Genomic DNA, 17,533 nt, shown 5'->3' with positions numbered 1-17,533 from the left:
GAACGTAGTGTTGGGGAATGGCCGAGGAGACGCACAACAGGCTGGACGGGCGGGCCGAGGCCGTCGTCCAGGCCGGGCGGATCGGAGAGCTGCACCAGCATCTGCACGGAGCGCCTCCCGCCGCGCCGCCGGTGCCCTTCCAGCTGCCTCCGGCACTCGGACACTTCGAGGACCGGCGGGCCGAGCAGGAGACCATCGAGCGGGCGACCGGGGCGCGCGAGGGCCGGGCCGGCCCGCTGGTCGTGGCGCTGACGGGGATCGGCGGCATCGGCAAGACCGCCCTCGGATTCCAGGTGGCGCGCACCCTCAGCGAGCGGTTTCCCGACGGGGTGCTCTACGTCGACCTCGACGACCTGCGCCGGGACGGGACGGTGGAGCTGGCGGACGCGGTCGGGGAGCTGCTGACGGGCCTCGGCGTCGCCCCGGACTGGCTGGAGCCGTCGTTCGCGGGCCGCTCCAAGCAGTACTGGACCCGGACCCGGGACAAGCGGCTCATCGTGGTCGTGGACAACGCGCGGTACGGCGGCGAGGCGGCGCCGCTGCTCCCCGCGTCCGCCGGGAGTCTGGCGATCGTGACCAGCCAGGGAGTGCTGTACGACCTCGACGGCGTCGCCGCGGTCGAGGTGCCGGTGAACCCCCTGGCGGTGGACGACGCCGTACGGCTCCTCGGGCACATCGTGGACGATCCGCGCTTCTCGGCGGAGCCGGAGGCCGTGGTCGAGCTGGCCCGCACCTGCGGCGGCCTGCCCGCGGCGCTCCAGGTGGCCGGCCAGTGGGTCCGCAAGTACCGCAGGCGCAGCCTGTCCCGGCTGGTCGCCGAGTTGACGGAGGAGCTGCACGAGAGGGGCATCCCCGTGGTCGAGGCGGTGTGGGACGCCGCGTACGCCGGGCTGGGGCAGCGGACCGCACGGCTGTACCGCCTGCTGCCGCAGTACCCCGCCCCAGTGATCACCGCCCCGGCCGCCGCCGCGCTGCTGGGCACCGGCCCGGTGGGGGCCGGGGACGCGCTGGAGGAGCTGGAGACGGCGGGCCTGCTGGAGAGCAGGCCCGAGGGCCATCGGATGCACGACCTGCTGCGCGGGCACGCCGACCGCCGGGCGCGGCAGGCCGATCCGGAGGGGACGGACCGCGCGGCGGCCCGCCGTGGGCTGATCCGCTGGTACCGGCGGCAGGCGGCGCGCGCGGACCATCTGGCGGCCGGCCCGCGGATGACGTTCGCGGACGTCGTACCGCCGCTCGGGGACGTGCCCGACATCGACTTCACCGGCAAGGCGCAGGCGCTGCGGTGGCTGGAGTCGCAGCGGCTCGCCCTGTACGGCTGTGTCCGGCTGGCCTTCGACTCCGGCCGGTACGAGGACGCGTGGGCGCTGTGCGAACCGCTGTGGACCCACTTCCTCGACCACCGGCACTACGCGGACGTCATGGACGCCTTCCGTACGGGCGTGGCGGCCGCCGACCGTCTCGAACAGCTGCCGGCGATGGTCCGGATGCGCTGCCAGCTGGCCCGGCCGCTGTGGGAGCAGGAGCGGTACGACGAGGCGGAGGAGCTGCTGCGGCAGGCGGTCGGTGCCTCCGGGGCCCTGGGGGAGTCGACGGGGGAGACCAAGCTGAAGGCGTCGGCGGTGGAGTTCAGCGGGCTGCTGAAGTCGGCGCGGCGCGACTGGGCCGGTGCCGCCGCCGACTTCGAGGCGTCCCGGCGGATCCACGAGCGGATCGGCAACGCGTACGGCGTACTCCTCCAGACGTATCTGCTGGGCCGTACCGCTCTGAACCGGGGCGATGCCGGGGCGGCGGTCGCTCTGCTGGCCGAGGCCCACGGCATGGCGGGGGCGCAGGGCAGGGAGCGGATGACGGCGCGCAGCGGCTTCGAACTCGCGCGGGCGCTGCGCGGTGCCGGGCGGGCCGCCGAGGCCGGCGGTCTGATGCGGGCGGCGCTGGAGAGCGCGCGTGCGCGCGGATCGGCCTTTGACGAGGTGCGCGTCCTGAACGAACTGGCCGCCCTCGCCGCGGAATCGGGTGATGCGGGTGATCCGGCCGGGGCGGAGGAGGCGGAGGCGTACCGGGAGGCGGCGCGGTCGCTGGCCCTGCGCTCCGGTGCGCTGCCTCCGTCTCCGGACGGTTCGCCGCCCCCGGACGGTCAGAGTTCGTAGCCGAGGTCCGACTCCTCGGCGGGGCGCAGCTCGAACCGGACCGCGACCGGGCCGGTGTCGCAGACGAGCGACGTAAGTGACGTGAGCGTCGTGAGCGGCGCGGTCGAGGGCGGTCGCGGGGTGGCGGCCAGCCAGGCGTGGACGGCCGAGAGCACGCACGCCGGATCCGCGCGCAGAATGCGGCCACCGGTCCTGTCCGGTTCGATACGGAGGCTGAACAGCCCTGCCAAGCGGTGCCGCACCAGGCACCGTTCCGGGGTGAGGACCGCGGCGGCGACCGTGCAGAACGGGAAGTCGTCCAGGACGCGGGCCGTCCACCCGGCGGCCGTCCAGGTGCTGCTGTGCGGCGCCCCGGAGGCGGGCCGCGCCCGGCGCCACAGCACCGCCGCGGACTGCGTCTGGCGCGGCCCGGCCTCCGGGTGCTCGGCCGAGAGGTGGTGCGCGCCCCCGGGCGCGTACGGGGGGAACCGCGTGACGCGGATGCGCCGGCCGTCCACCTCGGCGCGTACGGCGAGGGCCGCGGGCCGCCGGGGAACGGCGGCCGGCCGGGGGAGGGCGCGCGGGGCCACCGGGACGGCCCGGGGCCGCAGCCCCAGCAGCCGGTACAGCTCCTGCCTCAGCCGCGGCAGACACCGGCCGGGCAGGGCGAAGGCGGCGTCGGCGAAGCCGCGGGTCTCCTGCGCGGCGGCCGCGTCCAGGGCGGACTCCAGGCCGGAGGGTTCGGCCAGACGGGGGACGCGGGCCAGCAGCCGGTCCATGGGGCTGCCGGGGATCAGCTCGGACCCGCCGTCGTACGCGCCGATCAGCGGGCGGCCGAGAGCGGCGGCGTACAGGGCCGTGGAGCCGTGGTCGGTGACCACCGCGTCGGCCGCGACCAGCAGGGCGGCCCACTCCTCGTACGGTCCGGCCAGGACCAGGCCGGCCGTCAGCGCGGGGGCGAGGTGCCGGGTGAGGTCGAACGTGCCGATCCTGCTGTGCTCGTTGGGGTGGAGGACGAGAGCGAGCTGGTACGCGTCGTGGGGGAGGCGGGCGACGAGTTCGCCCGGCAGCTCCGGGCGGCGGGCGAGCAGGGACTCGGGCCCCCAGGTGGAGGTGAGCACGACGAGGCGGCGCCCGCCCGTGCCCAGGGCGGACCGGTAGTCCTCCCGGTGGGCGAGCGAGCCGAGCAGCCGGTCCAGGGTGGGGTCGCCCACCACGGTCGCCCGCGCGGCGGCGGCGGGGCAGTGCGTGCCGAGCCGGGTGAGCTGGTCGTCGTGGGCCAGCGCGTGGAGGGTGGCCCAGGGTTCGCCGTCGGCGAGCAGATAGTGGGGGTCGAGACCGGAGGGCAGGTGCGGGGAACCGTCGCCGCCGACGGTCTTGTTGTAGCCCGCGCCGTGGGGGAGGACGACGCGGGGGCCGGACAGGACGCGCAGCGCGCCCTTGGTGCTGGCGGTCAGGATCAGATCGTGCCGGGTGCCCCGGGCCTCGTCCCAGCCGACGGTGCGGGCGCCGGAGCGTTCCAGGGCGGCGAGGGCGTCCACGTCGAACGCGGAGCCCGGGACGAGGGTGAACCGGACGGCGATGCGCTCGTCACCGTCGAAGACGGGCAGGACGTCGAGGAGCCGGTGCAGGGCGCCGGCCGACCGCACGGCGACCAGCACGGCCTGCTGCCTGCCTGCCGACGGCACGGCGCTGCCCGCTGCCCGCTGCCCGCTGCCCGCTGCCCGCTGCCCGCTGCCCGCTGCCCGCTGCCCGCTGCCCGCTGCCCGCTGCCCGCTGCCCGCTGCCCGCTGCCCAAGTGAATCGTGCATCATACCTGAAAAGCCACAGAACGGATCCCTCGATGGGTGCGGGGGCGGAGGCGTCACGGGCCTCCTGCGGCACGGTGCCGATCCTACCGGCGGCAGGACGCCGGCCCTCCGGTACGGCCTTCGGCGGCTCGTCCCCCGGGCCCCAGGACGGCAACCACGGACCGTACAAGGGTGTTTGACAGCCTGTGTGAACTGCCCTTTTTCGCCAATCTTCAGGAATCTCTACAACCTTCCGGCACAGGTGTCTGTCTGGGTAGCAACAGAGATGTGTGTAGGGGTCCATAAAGAGGAGTCCAGAACGTGACCGTGCGTTCCTTTGCCCGGCGGATGCGACCGCGAGTCGAGCGGAAGGCCACCGAGAAGGTGTGGCAGCTGCGCACCCTGCGGCGCCGCCGCAGGGCAGCGGACACGGACCCGGGGCTCCGCCCGGTGACCGTACGTGGCCAGCAGCTTTACGGCCGGGTCGTGACCCGGTTCAGCGCCGCCGAGGCCGCCGCCTCCAACCTCGCCCTGGTCGTCGCCGCGCTCGAACAGGAAGGCATCCCCTACTTCCTGGTGCCGACCTCGCGCACCCGCCACACGGTCGGCCTGAACGCCGCCGACCGCGGGCGTCTTCTGGCCACCCTGGAGGCGCAGAACGAGGGCAAGGCCGTCTTCATCGGCCGGCCGGTGGCGGGCGGGAAGCTCAAGCACCCCGCGCTGTTCATGGACGGCGTCCTGCCGGCCCCCCTGCGCACCGCCCCCGTCCTGCGGATCGGTGAGAACCACCTCGGGCCCGCCGGCCAGCTGCTCGCCGGTCTCGAACTCGCCTGCGACATCGAGTTCTGGGAGGACGGGGCCGGGATCCTCGCCACCGACGACGGGCCCCGGCGACTGGCCAAGGTGCAGCCGCAGGCGTCCGAGGACGTCTTCGCCGAGTCCCTGATCGCGCCGCGGAACAACGGCGTCACCGATGTCCTGCCGGCGTCCGAGCAGCGGCCCGCCACGGTGCGGATCGGCGACCGCGAGCTGCCGGGCTTCGTCCCGCTCACCCTGCCCACCGTGGACGACGTGACCTTCCCCGTCGACATCGTCTACACCTGGGTGGACGGCGAGGAGCCGGAGATGCGGGCCAAGCGGGCCCGGTACCAGGAGAACGGCATCGCCGACATCCTGGACAAGGAGACCAACGCCTCCCGCTACACCAGCCGGGACGAGCTGAAGTACTCGATCCGCTCGCTCGCCATGTACGCCGACTTCGTCCGGCACATCTACATCGTCACCGACGGCCAGAAGCCGCACTGGCTCGACGACCAGGCCCCGGGGATCACGGTCGTCGATCATCGCGACATCTTCCCGGACGATGTCCTGCCGGTGTTCAACTCGCACGCGATCGAGACCCGGCTGCACCACATACCGGGCCTGTCGGACCACTACCTCTACTTCAACGACGACGTGTTCGTCGGCCGCCGGGTCACCGCCGAGCACTTCTTCCACGGCAGCGGCCTGATGAAGGTCCCCGTCTCCCCGCTCAAGATCGGCATCGGCAAGCCGCACGGCGAGGAGACGGCCACCAACTCCGCCAGCAAGAACGTGCGCGCGCTGCTGCTGGAGAAGTTCGGCCGGATGACGACGAACAACTTCATGCACACCCCGCTGCCGCAGCAGCGGCAGACGCTGCGGGCGCTCGAAGAGCTGTTCCCGGAGGACATCCGCCGCACCACGGCGTCCCGCTTCCGCTCGCCGCAGGACATCGCGATGACGGCGCCGCTGCTCTACCAGTACGCGCTGATGACCGGCCGCGGCGTCCCGGGGAAGTACAACTTCCGGTACGTGAACATCAGCCGCCCCGACGCCGAGAGGCGCCTGAACGATCTGCGCCGCAACCGCCGCTTCGACGTCTTCTGCCTCAACGACGTCGATGTGCCGCCGGAGGAGCAGGAGCAGGTGGACATCCGGATGCGGGAGTTCCTGGAGGACTACTTCCCGTTCCCGAGCCCCTTCGAGAAGCAGAACTGACGAGGGCCGGCCATGGACATCCGTCACCGCGTCGCGGCGTCCGGGGGCCTGCGGGCCGCCCGCGGCCTGCTGATACGCCTCGGGCTCTGGCTGGCGGCCCGGCTCTGGGCGCTGCGTGCGGCCCGGGCCCGGCGGCGCCTGCGCTCCGCCGTCCCCGGAGTGCGGGGCATCACCTTCGGGCCGGTGCGCCTGTACGGCCGTACCGTCGCCGGCTACACCGCCGAGGACGCCGTCGAGGCCGATCTCGAACGGGTGTGCTCGCTGCTGGAGGAGCTGGGCACCCCGTACTTCCTGGTCCCCGTCGACCACGGGCACGGCGCCCCGCGGCAGGTCATCGGCGTCGAGGAGCGCTACCGCGAAGCGGTCCTGACCGGGGCGGGCCGGCGCTTCGCCGACGCCGTCGGATATGTCGGCGCCGTCGGCCAGGACGGCGCCGTGACCAGGGCGGTGCTGTGGGCCGACGGGAGGCTGCCGCGGGCGCTGCGGCGGGCCGCGGTGCTCCGTACCGGAGTGGTGCGCCTGGGCCCGGGCGGGCAGGTGCTCACCGGCCTGGAGGCGGGTTGCGACATCGAGTTCTGGCGGTACGGCCTGGCCTTCGGCGACGCGCCGGGCGCCGATCCCTCCTGGCTCACCGTGCCCGGCAGCCGGCTGCCGGACGTCTTCGGCCCGGCGCTCGTCGCCCCCCGCCGCAACCCCGTCTCGGAGGTGCTTCCGGTGGCGGCGCAGCAGTCGACGGCGGTGGCGGGCCGCCGCCGCAGCGTGCCGACGTTCGTCCCGTTCGCCGAACCGGGCGTGGACGAGGTCCTCTTCCCCGTGGACGTCGTGTACACGTGGGTCGACGGCGACGACCCGGCGCTGGCCGCGAAGCGCCGGGCCCATCAGGCCGGCTCCGACAACACCATCGCCGCGCGCGAGACCGGCGCCTCCCGCTACACCAGCCATGACGAGCTGAAGTACGCGCTGCGCTCGCTGGAGATGTACGCCGGGTTCGTCCGGCATGTCTACCTTGTGACCGACTCCCAGGTCCCCGCCTGGCTGGACCCGCACGCGGAGGGCCTGACGGTGGTCGACCACCGGGACATCCTCCCGGCCGACGCGCTCCCCGTCTTCAACTCGCACGCGATCGAGAGCCGGCTGCACCACATACCGGGCCTGTCGGAGCACTACCTCTACTTCAACGACGACGTGTTCATCAACCGCCCGGTCCGGGCCGAACACTTCTTCCACGGCAACGGCATCGCGCGGATCCCCCTGTCCCCGCTGAAACTGGGCGTCGGCGCCGCCCACCCGCTGGAGCCGGCCCCGAACTCCGCCGGCAAGAACGCCCGCGAAGTGATCATGCGTTTCCACGGCAGGTACATCACCCACAAGTCGCTGCACACTCCGCATCCCCAGCTGCTGTCGGTGATGCGCGAGATGGAGGGCCTCGGCATCGAGGAACTGGAGCGGACCTCGTACTCCCGCTTCCGCTCCACCTCCGACATCGCCCCGGCCGCCACGCTCCACCACCACTGGGCGATCGCGACCGGCCGGGCCGTCGCGGAGGACTACCGCTTCCGCTATGTCCAACTGGGCGCCCCGGACATGCGCCGCCGCCTGGACCGCCTCGCGGCGGGCGAGGACATCGACTTCTTCTGCCTCAACGACGTGGACACCGCCCCGGCGGCCAGATCGGGCGCCCAGGCCGCCATCCGCACCTTCCTGGAACGGAAGTACCCCTTCCCCAGCCGCTTCGAGGGCGCGGCCCGCCCAGCCCCGCGCCCGTTCGCACCGCTGACGGCGGGCGTCCCGCCGCAGCCGACGCGCAGGGAGGCCCAGCACTGGGACTGAGGCGGCCGGCACGGGGCCGCTTCGTCACGAGGCTCCTCCCGCGCGGCTCTTCCCGGCCGTGCGACGCGCGTGCTCGGCGTCGAGATCGTCCAGCTCGTCGTGCAGCGCCGCGCGCTCGCGTTCCGTGACCGGCCCGTGTTCCTCCTCCAGCCAGTCGACGAGTTCGCTGAACCGGTCGCGGTCGCGGTCGCGCTTGAAGCGCAGGGCTTCGGCCGCATACGCCGAGAGGCCCCGTTCGCCGGCCTCTCCACGGGTCTCCTCGGGTCTCCTCGGGGATCGTCGCCGTCACCTTTTACCGGGTTCGGCGGTCCTGTGGTTGTCGCACGCCGCCATCCTCCGCGATACCGAGGCCGGTGAGCAGCTCGCGGACGCGCTGTTCGATGTCGTCGCGGATCGGCCGTACGGCGTCGGTGCCCTGCCCGGCCGGGTCGTCCAGTGTCCAGTCCAGATACGTCGTGCCCGGGAAGACGGGGCAGGTGTCGCCGCAGCCCATGGTGATGACGACATCGGATGCCCGGACGGCGTCCACGGTGAGGATCTTCGGGGTCTCGGCGGAGATGTCGATGCCGGCCTCGGCCATGGCGGCGACGACGGCCGGGTTGACCGTGTCGGCGGGGGCCGATCCGGCGGAGCGGACCTCGACGCGGTCGCCGGCGAGGCGGGTGAGGAAGGCGGCGGCCATCTGGGAGCGGCCGGCGTTGTGGACGCAGACGAAGAGGACGGACGGCTTCGGTGTGTCAGACATGGGCGGGACCTTCGGTGGCGATGGCGATGGCGGTGGCAGGGGCAGGGGCAGGGGCAGGGGCGGTGGCCGTGTCGGGCCGACGATCCAGTTCAGCACCAGCGACATCATCACGAGCAGGCCGAACACGATCGACAGAGGCATCCGCCTGACCTGGGCCCGGCCGCCCACGGGGCCGGTCTCTCCGGGCCGGTGGGTCCACCGGCGGAATGGCCGAGGCGTCCCACCGCGCACGGTGGGACCCCTCGGCCCGGTGCCGGAGCGCCCCGGTGCGGGCTCCCGGCCGTTCCGTCAGGCGCGGAGGAGGTTCCAGCCGCCCAGCCCGTTGCAGAAGTGCGCGGCCCAGTTTCCGGGCCGGAACCCGGGCGGGACCGGCGAACCGGGGCAGATGGCCAGGCCGGGGCGGGCGATCATCTGGAACCAGGTGCCGACGCCGGCGCATCCGTTGGTGTTGAAGCCGATGATGACGTACCCCGGCGGGATCGGCGATCCCCCGCAGGTCCACAGGCCGTCCTGGGCGGGCACCTGGAGCCAGGCGCCCGCGCCGCTGCACCCCTGGGGGTTGTAGTTGATGAGGACCCACCCCGCCGGGATGGGAGACCCGGAACAGGACCATACGAAGGTGGCCCCGGCGGGCCCGGCGGGCGCGGCGGCGGCCGGGGCCGCCCCGGCGAACGCGGCGGTGACGATCAATGCCGCGGTGCCGAACAGGGCGGCGACCCGCCGCCGGAGCCTGCCGGCCGGCTTGCGGGGCGCGAGCTGCGAAGAAGAAATCTGCATGGCACACCTGTCCAATCGCGTTCGGTCGGAACATTTCGATGGGCAGAACAGTCGTGCGATGGAGCAGCCGCACTGTACAGAAATACCGTTCGTGTCCATGACATTCCGCCGTCGGATGAGGTGAATTTGACTGAAAAGTGCCGATATTTCATGCCAGCAGTCTGGTTTGAACGCCTTTGGCGACCTCGCGAAGACCCCGCCCGCCCCGGGGGCGCGGCAGACCGGCGGGGGATGTGCGGGGGTGCGGAAGGGGTGGCTCCGTGGCGCACGTCATACCGCTGCGGCCGTTCCTTCGATCCTCACGGCATCCCGGAGGGGCGGAAGGAACACGAGGGGCCGGGAGCGGGAAACGTCGAAGGCCCCCACCTTGCGGTGAGGGCCTTCGACGTTAGTGCCCGGTGAGGCACTGGCGGAGGATACGAGATTCGAACTCGTGAGGGGTTGCCCCCAACACGCTTTCCAAGCGTGCGCCCTAGGCCACTAGGCGAATCCTCCGCGGCAAACAATACAAGACGTTGGGGAGTGCTCGCGAACTCGTTCCCACCCCGGGGATCGGGTACCCTGTGTGCAGCCCCTCACGTGGCGCTATCTGACTGAACTCCCCCAGGGCCGGAAGGCAGCAAGGGTAGGTCGGCTCTGGCGGGTGCGTGGGGGGCGCTTGCGTTGGTGGGGCCCGGGGAGTGGGACGGGGACGGTTGTCGGTGGGGGCCGATAACCTCGTAGATGTGTCGTCCCTTGCGCTGTACCGCCGATATCGCCCCGAGTCCTTCGCCGAGGTCATCGGGCAGGAGCATGTCACCGACCCGTTGCAGCAGGCCCTGCGGAACAACCGGGTCAACCACGCGTACCTGTTCAGCGGGCCGCGCGGATGCGGGAAGACGACCAGTGCGCGGATCCTCGCCCGCTGTCTGAACTGTGAGCAGGGGCCGACGCCGACGCCCTGCGGGGAGTGCCAGTCCTGCCAGGACCTCGCGCGCAACGGACCGGGTTCGATCGATGTGATCGAGATCGACGCGGCCTCTCACGGTGGTGTGGACGACGCCCGTGAGCTGCGCGAGAAGGCGTTCTTCGGCCCCGCGAGCAGCCGGTACAAGATCTACATCATCGACGAGGCCCACATGGTCACCCCGCAGGGCTTCAACGCCCTGCTGAAGGTGGTCGAGGAGCCTCCGGAGCATCTGAAGTTCATCTTCGCGACCACCGAGCCGGAGAAGGTGATCGGCACCATCCGGTCGCGCACCCACCACTACCCCTTCCGGCTGGTGCCGCCCAGCACCCTGCGGGAGTACCTGGGTCAGGTCTGCGGCCAGGAGGACATCCCGGTGGCCGACGGGGTGCTGCCGCTGGTCGTGCGGGCCGGGGCGGGGTCCGTGCGGGACTCCATGTCGGTCATGGACCAGCTGCTCGCCGGGGCGACCGCGGAGGGTGTGACGTATGCCATGGCCACCTCCCTGCTCGGGTACACCGACGGTTCGCTGCTGGACTCCGTCGTGGACGCGTTCGCCACCGGGGACGGGGCGGCCGCGTTCGAGGTCGTGGACCGGGTCATCGAGGGGGGCAACGACCCCCGTCGCTTCGTGACGGACCTGCTGGAGCGGCTGCGGGACCTGGTGATCCTCGCCGCCGTGCCCGACGCCGCGGACAAGGGCCTCATCGACGCCCCCGTCGACGTGCTGGAGCGGATGCAGGCACAGGCGTCCGCTTTCGGCGCGGCCGAGCTGAGCCGGGCCGCCGACCTGGTGAACGCGGGGCTCACCGAGATGCGCGGCGCGACCTCGCCCCGGCTCCAGCTGGAGCTGATCTGCGCCCGGGTGCTGCTGCCCGCGGCCTTCAGCGACGAGCGCTCCCTCCAGGCCCGGCTCGACCGGCTGGAGCGGGGCGCGGCGGCCGCCGGACCGGCCGTCAGCTTCCCCGCCGGTGCTCCCACCATGGGATATGTCCCCGGTGCCGGGGCGGCTCCCCATATGCCGGGCCCGGACGGTCCGATTCCGCCGCCGGTGGCCCCGCCCGTGTCCGCCGCACCCCCCGCAGCGCCGGCTCCCGTGGCCCCGGCTCCCGCGCCGCAGCCCGAGGCCGCTCCGGCACCTCCCGCGCCCCCCGCCCAGGGCGCCCGGCCCGGCGCCTGGCCCGCCGCCACCGCGCCCCCGGCCGGCCCCGCCGAGACCGCAGCCCCCGCAGCCCCCGCCGAGCGGCGGCCCGGTGGCTGGCCCACCGCCACCGCCCCCGGACAGGGCCCCCGCCCTGCCCCCCAGCAGGCCCCGGCTCCCGCCGCGCCCGAGCAGCACCAGCCGCAGGCCGCCCCCGCCGCCCAGGCCCCGTCCGCCGCCGCGGCCCAGGGCGCCGCCCAGGTGCGGTCGATGTGGCCGGACGTCCTGGAGGCCGTCAAGAACCGCCGCCGCTTCACCTGGATCCTCCTCAGCCAGAACTCGCAGGTCGCCGGCTTCGACGGCACCACGCTCCAGCTCGGCTTCCTCAACGCCGGAGCCCGTGACACCTTCACCGGCAGCGGCAGCGAGGAGGTGCTGCGGCAGGCCCTCGCCGAGCAGTTCCACGTGCAGTGGAAGATCGAGGCGATCATCGACCCCTCCGGCGGCTCCGGAGCGCCCGCCCCCGCGGCCCCCGGCGGCTTCGGCGGCGGCCGCCCGTACCAGCCCGCGTCCCCGCCGCCGCCCGCGCAGCCCGCCGCGCCCCGGCCCCCGGCGCCGTCCGCCCCGCAGCCGTCCGCGCCCCCGCCCGCCGCCGCCCCGGCGCACGCGTACAGCCCGCCCCCGGTCCCGCCGGAGGACGACATGCCCGAGGACGACGACCCGGACCTCGTGGACTCCGCGCTCTCCGGTCACGACCTCATCGTGCGCGAGCTGGGCGCCACGGTTGTGGAGGAATATACGAACGAGTAGTGACCACTGCTTAGGACGGGAGTACAGGCCGGTGCACCGCGCCGGTTAGGCTGACGCCGTGAAGGTCCTCGTCATCGGCGGCGGCGCCCGCGAACATGCCCTGTGCCGCTCTCTCTCCCTCGACCCCGACGTCACCGCTGTGCACTGCGCGCCCGGAAACGCCGGCATCGGCGAGGTCGCCGAGCTGCACCCGGTCGACCAGCTCGACGGCGACGCCGTCGCCCGCCTCGCGGCGGAACTCCAGGCAGGCCTGGTCGTCGTCGGCCCCGAGGCCCCGCTCGTCGCCGGAGTCGCCGACGCCGTGCGCGCCGCCGGGATCCCCTGCTTCGGCCCGTCCCGCGAGGCCGCCCGGCTGGAGGGCTCCAAGGCGTTCGCCAAGGAGGTCATGGCCGCCGCCGGGGTGCCCACCGCCCGCAGCTATGTCTGCGTCGACGAGAAGGAGATCGACGAGGCCCTGGACGCCTTCGGCGCCCCGTACGTCGTCAAGGACGACGGCCTCGCCGCCGGCAAGGGCGTCGTCGTCACCCACGACCTCGCCGTCGCCCGTGAGCACGCGCTCGCCTGCGACCGCGTCGTCATCGAGGAGTACCTGGACGGCCCCGAGGTCTCCCTCTTCGCGATCACCGACGGCGTGACCGTCGTCCCGCTCACCCCCGCCCAGGACTTCAAGCGCGCCCTCGACGGCGACGAAGGCCCCAACACCGGCGGCATGGGCGCCTACTCCCCGCTGCCCTGGGCCGACCCCGAGCTGGTCGACGACGTCCTCGCGACCGTCCTCCAGCCGACCGTCGACGAGCTGCGCCGCCGGGGCACCCCGTTCACCGGGCTGCTGTACGCCGGGCTCGCCCTCACCTCGCGCGGGGTACGGGTGATCGAGTTCAACGCCCGGTTCGGCGACCCCGAGACCCAGGTGGTCCTGGCCCGGCTGCTCACCCCGCTCGCCGGCCTGCTGCTCCACGCCGCCGACGGCACCCTCGCCGACGAGCCCGCGCTGCGCTGGCGCGACGACGCGGCCGTCACCGTCGTGGTCGCCTCCCACAACTACCCCGGAACCCCTCGTACCGGTGACCCGATCGACGGCCTGGACGAGGTCGCCGAGCACGACGCCCCGCACGCCTACGTCCTGCACGCCGGGACCCGGCGGGACGGCGGCTCCGTGGTGAGCGCCGGTGGCCGGGTGCTCTCCGTCACCGCGACCGGGGCGGATCTCAGCCAGGCCCGCGAGCGGGCGTACGAAGCGATCGGCCGCATCCGCCTGGACGGCGCCCAGCACCGTACCGACATCGCCCGCCAGGCCGCCGAGGGCTGATCCTCCGCACTGCCGGACCCGCAGCCGGAAGCCGAGGTCGCAACAAGCGGCCGGAAGACGACGGTGAGCAGGGGCGTACCCGACACGGGTGCGCCCCTGGCGCCGTCCTGCCCACGGCACCCACGGCCTCCCCCGGGACCTGCGGAAACCCCCTGCGTTACGGGGGAGTGGGCACGCATGTCCCGGGCCCCGGGAGGGCTCCGGGACCCCCGCGCCGCCCGGCGCCCCCCGGGACACGAGTGGCGCACACCGACCCGTGAGACACCCCTCGCCCCGCCGCTACGGCGCCCCCGTGGGACTCCAGCGGCGCTCCAGCGCGTTCCCTGCCCACAGCTGAACCGCCGCCGCTTCCCATCCGTCATCACCATTACCCAACGCCATTCCATCGGGTGACGAGTGAGCCATCCGGATGACGGCCGCCGCCACCCCAACTAGGGTGCGGCGCAAGCGTTCCGGCACTTGGCCCACCGGCATTGCGATGTCGGTGGCGGGTGCCACAGTGGGGGAGTGACCAACACCGTCGCAGGGCAGAGGGGGTGAGGACCGGCCGTGTCCATGACCGGGATCGGTGAATCCATCGGTGCGCAGGCGGCGCGCTCACGGGCGCTGGCCGTGCTGCGCGTGCGCGGCAGAGCGCTCGCCGTCGCCCTGCTCCCGGCGGCGTTCGCCGTCGTGCTGGTCGCGGGGGAGGCCACCGGCCATACCCGCGGCGGCCTCTGGGACGCCGCGCGGTGGGCCGTCGGGGCGGTGGCCGTGGTGGTGCTGCTGCTCGCGTTCGCCGTCGCCGCCGTGATCGTCCGGGCCAGTCCCGCGCTCAGCCCCACCGTCGAGCTGCCCGAGCGCTCCGCCCCCGACCTCTACCGGCTGGTCAGGGATCTGGCCGAGCGGCTCGACGTGCCCGCGCCCTCGGCGCTGGCGCTCACCCCCGACTGCGACAGCTGGCTGGAGGACCGCACCCATCCGGCGCACGCGATATCCCCGGCGATACGGGGCAGGCGCCGCAGACGGACCGCCGAGGCCCCGGTCCTCGTGATCGGCTCGCCCTTCCTGTGGTGGATGCGGGTGGCGGAGCTGCGGGCCCTGCTCGCGCCCGTCGTCGCCGGTACGGCCCCCTCCGCGCACCCCGACATAGCCGCGGCCCGCCGCTTCGTCCGCGGCCTGGACGCGGCGGTCGCCGTCGCGGCCGCCCCGGGCCCGCCCGGTCCCGTGCGGCATCTGCGCGGCCCGTTCCTGCGTCTGGTGGGACGGATCGCCCGGCTGCTGCTGCACAGCTGCCAGAGTTACGCGGGGGAGATGGAACGCGGGGTCGCCGCCGCCGCCTCCGAGCGCGCCCAGACGGTCGACTACGGTCTGCGGATCGTCGCCCAGGAGCAGGTCGGCCTCGCCTACGCGGGGTGGGACCGGCTGCTGACCCGGGTGGCGCTCCCCGCCTGGCGCATGGGCCGCTGGCCCTCCCGGCTCGACGCGGGCGTGGTCTCCGCCCTCACCGAGCTGTCCCGCCGGGACCGGCTCGCCGAGGGCTTCGCCTCCCGGCTCGGGGAGCGGCCCGCCTGCGATCTCCTGGAGGAGCCGGGGCTGATCGACGAGGCCGCGTCCCTGCTCGCGGCGCGACTGTTCCACGGAGGGCCCGCCGAGACCGGAGTGAGCTGGTCACCGGTGGACTGGCAGCAGTATCCGGAAGAGGTCGTCGACCGGAAGTGGCGCACGGAGGCCGCCCGGCTCAACCGGGTCCTCGACGACCTCGGCGCCACCCCGTCCGACACCCCCGGCGGCCCCACCCTCACCCGGGTGATGTCCCGGCTCTCCGAGTGCGGCGAGGACGCGGGGGAGGGCCTGGCCGCCGCGATCAGCGCGGCGGTCGCCCGCGAGGAGGCGGCCCGCCAGCGCGTCGAGGCGGGCGCCGGCACGCCCGTCGCCAAGAGCCAGGGCGATGTCCTCCACGGCTGGGGAGCCGACCCGCTGCCCCTCTTCCCGCTCCAGCCGCCCCGCAGCGGACGGGAACTGCTCGCCGACCACGTCGCCGCGATGGTCTGCTGCGCCGCCGTCGACACCGCCGGGGCCGCCCCGGGGCTCGACTGGCTCGACGGCCCGGCGCTGATGATCCGCGGTGGGCGCTGCGCCGATCTCATGTCCCCGGTCCTGAGCCTGACGGAGGACGGCGACGCCAGACCCCTGCGCGCCTGGCTGGCGGGCATGGGCGTCCGCCCGGAGAAGCCCGTACGCCTGGTCTAGGACTGGCCCAGGACTGGCCCAGGCCTGGATCAGGACCGGCCCAGGGTCCGTCACACAGGCCTCCGCCGGGCCCACGGCCTCGGCCCGGCGCCCCGGTGCGGCCCGACCCGGCGCGGGCCCGCACGCCCCGTGCCGGCCCCCGCGCCCCCGCACGCCCCCCTCGTCAACACCCGCCCGCCCCGCACCACCCCGTGCGCCCGTCCGACGACCCCCGTGAATCGGTCACCTCCGCACCAATTCGCGACGAAGGGTGACCGCTCGCATGCGTTATGTGATGTGCTGGAGCCCGGCGCCGGTCGTCCGGCGCGGGGGGACACGGTTCCGGGGGCACCGGGCGGGGGAGGGCACATGGGGGCGGAGCACACCAGGCGCTGGGAATCGGGCGCCCTCGCCCACGCCGTGTCGGACCCCTTCGGACAGGGCCCCCTGCCCTGGCTGCGCGGGAACGAGCACTACTTCTCCGACACCGGCAGACTCGTCCCCTGGTACGCCGAGCCCGGGCGGCAGGGGCGGACCCTCCGCAGCGCCGACGACGTCCACCGCCAGATCAAGGGCTTCGCCGCCACCAGCGCCGTCGCCCCCGGAGAGTCGATCGACTTCCACATCACGGTGGACCCGCCCCAGCAGTTCTCGATCGACATCTATCGCATCGGGCACTACGCCGGGCACGGCGCCTCGAAGATCACCACCAGCCCCCGGCTCGCCGGCATCGTCCAGCCGCCCCCGCTCACCGCCAACCGCACGGTCTCCTGCCACCACTGGTGGCTCTCCTGGCGGCTCCAGATCCCCGCGCACTGGTCGGTCGGCGCCCATGTCGCCGTGCTCACCACGGCCGACGGCCACCGCTCCCACATCCCCTTCACCGTGCGCGACGACCACCCCGCCGACCTGCTGCTCCTCCTCCCGGACGTCACCTGGCAGGCGTACAACCTCTATCCGGAGGACGGCCGCACCGGCGCCAGCTTCTACCACGCCTGGGACGACGAGGGCCACCTCCTCGGCGAGCGGGACGCCGCCGTCACCGTCTCCTTCGACCGCCCCTACGCGGGCGCCGGCCTCCCCCTCCACGTCGGCCACGCCTACGACTTCATCCGCTGGGCCGACCGGTACGGCTACGACCTCGCCTACGCCGAGGCCCGCGATCTGCACGCGGGCCGCGTGGACCCCTCCCGCTACCGGGGCCTGGTCTTCCCCGGCCATGACGAGTACTGGTCGGTGCCCATGCGCCGCGCCGCCGAAGCCGCCCGCGACCAGGGCACATCCCTGGTCTTTCTGTCCGCCAACACCATGTACTGGCAGGTCGGGCTGAGCCCGTCACCGTCCGGGATGCCCGACCGGCTGCTGACCTGCCGCAAGCGCCGGGGCCCGGGGAAGTCCGCGCTCTGGCGGGAGGCGGACCGCGCCGAACAGCATCTGCTCGGCATCCAGTACGCGGGCCGGGTGCCCGAGCGGCACCCCCTGGTCGTACGGAACGCCGATCACTGGCTCTGGGAGTCCACCGGCGCCGCCGAGGGCGACGAACTCCCCGGCCTGGTCGCGGGCGAGGCCGACCGCTACTTCCCCCGCACCTCGCTCCCCGCGCATCTGCGCCGCGTGCTGCTCGCCCACTCCCCCTACCGGGACGCGCGCGGCATCGCCCGCCACCAGGAGACCTCCCTGTACCGCGCCCCCTCCGGCGCGCTCGTCTTCGCGTCCGGGACCTTCGCCTGGTCCCCGGCGCTCGACCGGCCCGGCCATGTCGACCCCCGGATCCAGCGCGCCACGGCCAACCTCCTCGACCGGATCTGCAAACGGGACTAGACCCT

General features: G+C 73.9%; 10 protein-coding genes, 1 tRNA gene and 1 other RNA gene. 8 read left to right on the top strand and 4 right to left on the bottom strand.

Features of this window, described 5'->3' with window-relative positions; translation table 11 throughout:
* Window positions 1-17 precede the first annotated feature (17 nt).
* Window positions 18-2,150 carry a hypothetical protein gene (locus SYYSPA8_RS19975; RefSeq protein ID WP_323448594.1) on the top strand — a complete coding sequence of 711 codons (2,133 nt, stop codon included), beginning with the start codon at window positions 18-20 and terminating at the stop codon, window positions 2,148-2,150.
* Here the strand turns inward: SYYSPA8_RS19975 and SYYSPA8_RS19970 are convergent.
* The gene (locus tag SYYSPA8_RS19970) at window positions 2,138-3,940 is read right to left on the bottom strand and encodes a translation initiation factor 2 (protein ID WP_323448593.1); all 1,803 of its coding nucleotides are present in this window, start codon (window positions 3,938-3,940) and stop codon (window positions 2,138-2,140) included. The two genes, SYYSPA8_RS19975 and SYYSPA8_RS19970, sit on opposite strands and share 13 nt — an antisense overlap.
* Before the next feature lie 300 nt (window positions 3,941-4,240).
* Between SYYSPA8_RS19970 and SYYSPA8_RS19965 the strand changes: the two genes are divergently transcribed.
* Window positions 4,241-5,938 (top strand): stealth family protein, encoded by a 1,698-nt coding sequence (locus SYYSPA8_RS19965; RefSeq protein ID WP_323448592.1) that lies wholly within the window; start codon window positions 4,241-4,243, stop codon window positions 5,936-5,938.
* 12 nt (window positions 5,939-5,950) lie between these two features.
* The gene (locus SYYSPA8_RS19960; protein WP_323448591.1) at window positions 5,951-7,768 is read left to right on the top strand and encodes a stealth family protein; all 1,818 of its coding nucleotides are present in this window, start codon (window positions 5,951-5,953) and stop codon (window positions 7,766-7,768) included.
* A gap of 292 nt (window positions 7,769-8,060) precedes the next feature.
* On the opposite strand, the gene SYYSPA8_RS19955 is transcribed toward SYYSPA8_RS19960, so the two are convergent.
* From SYYSPA8_RS19955 to SYYSPA8_RS19945, 3 genes are all read right to left on the bottom strand, one after another.
* Entirely contained in the window at window positions 8,061-8,513 is a 453-nt protein-coding gene (locus tag SYYSPA8_RS19955) for an arsenate reductase ArsC (protein ID WP_323448590.1), read from the bottom strand.
* 288 nt (window positions 8,514-8,801) lie between these two features.
* Window positions 8,802-9,290: a hypothetical protein gene (locus SYYSPA8_RS19950; RefSeq protein ID WP_323448589.1), complete on the bottom strand. Its 489-nt coding sequence runs from the start codon at window positions 9,288-9,290 to the stop codon at window positions 8,802-8,804.
* 407 nt (window positions 9,291-9,697) lie between these two features.
* Window positions 9,698-9,785 (bottom strand) — tRNA-Ser (locus SYYSPA8_RS19945).
* A gap of 71 nt (window positions 9,786-9,856) precedes the next feature.
* Between SYYSPA8_RS19945 and ffs the strand changes: the two genes are divergently transcribed.
* The 5 genes from ffs to SYYSPA8_RS19920 all read left to right on the top strand — a co-directional run bounded on the left by ffs (window position 9,857) and on the right by SYYSPA8_RS19920 (window position 17,528).
* An RNA gene (gene ffs / locus SYYSPA8_RS19940) (signal recognition particle sRNA small type) lies at window positions 9,857-9,955 on the top strand.
* 60 nt (window positions 9,956-10,015) lie between these two features.
* Complete coding sequence (locus SYYSPA8_RS19935; RefSeq protein WP_323448588.1) at window positions 10,016-12,187, top strand: DNA polymerase III subunit gamma and tau; 2,172 nt, start codon at window positions 10,016-10,018, stop codon at window positions 12,185-12,187.
* Window positions 12,188-12,245: 58 nt separating this feature from the next.
* Entirely contained in the window at window positions 12,246-13,496 is a 1,251-nt protein-coding gene (purD, locus tag SYYSPA8_RS19930; protein ID WP_323448587.1) for a phosphoribosylamine--glycine ligase, read from the top strand.
* Between the two features lie 549 nt (window positions 13,497-14,045).
* Window positions 14,046-15,728: a hypothetical protein gene (locus SYYSPA8_RS19925; protein ID WP_323448586.1), complete on the top strand. Its 1,683-nt coding sequence runs from the start codon at window positions 14,046-14,048 to the stop codon at window positions 15,726-15,728.
* Window positions 15,729-16,076: 348 nt separating this feature from the next.
* Entirely contained in the window at window positions 16,077-17,528 is a 1,452-nt protein-coding gene (locus SYYSPA8_RS19920; RefSeq protein WP_323448585.1) for a N,N-dimethylformamidase beta subunit family domain-containing protein, read from the top strand.
* Window positions 17,529-17,533 lie beyond the last annotated feature (5 nt).

This window comes from Streptomyces yaizuensis, from assembly GCF_034961445.1.
Lineage (GTDB): Bacteria > Actinomycetota > Actinomycetes > Streptomycetales > Streptomycetaceae > Streptomyces > Streptomyces yaizuensis.
This window is presented reverse-complemented; position numbering and strand designations above follow the sequence as displayed.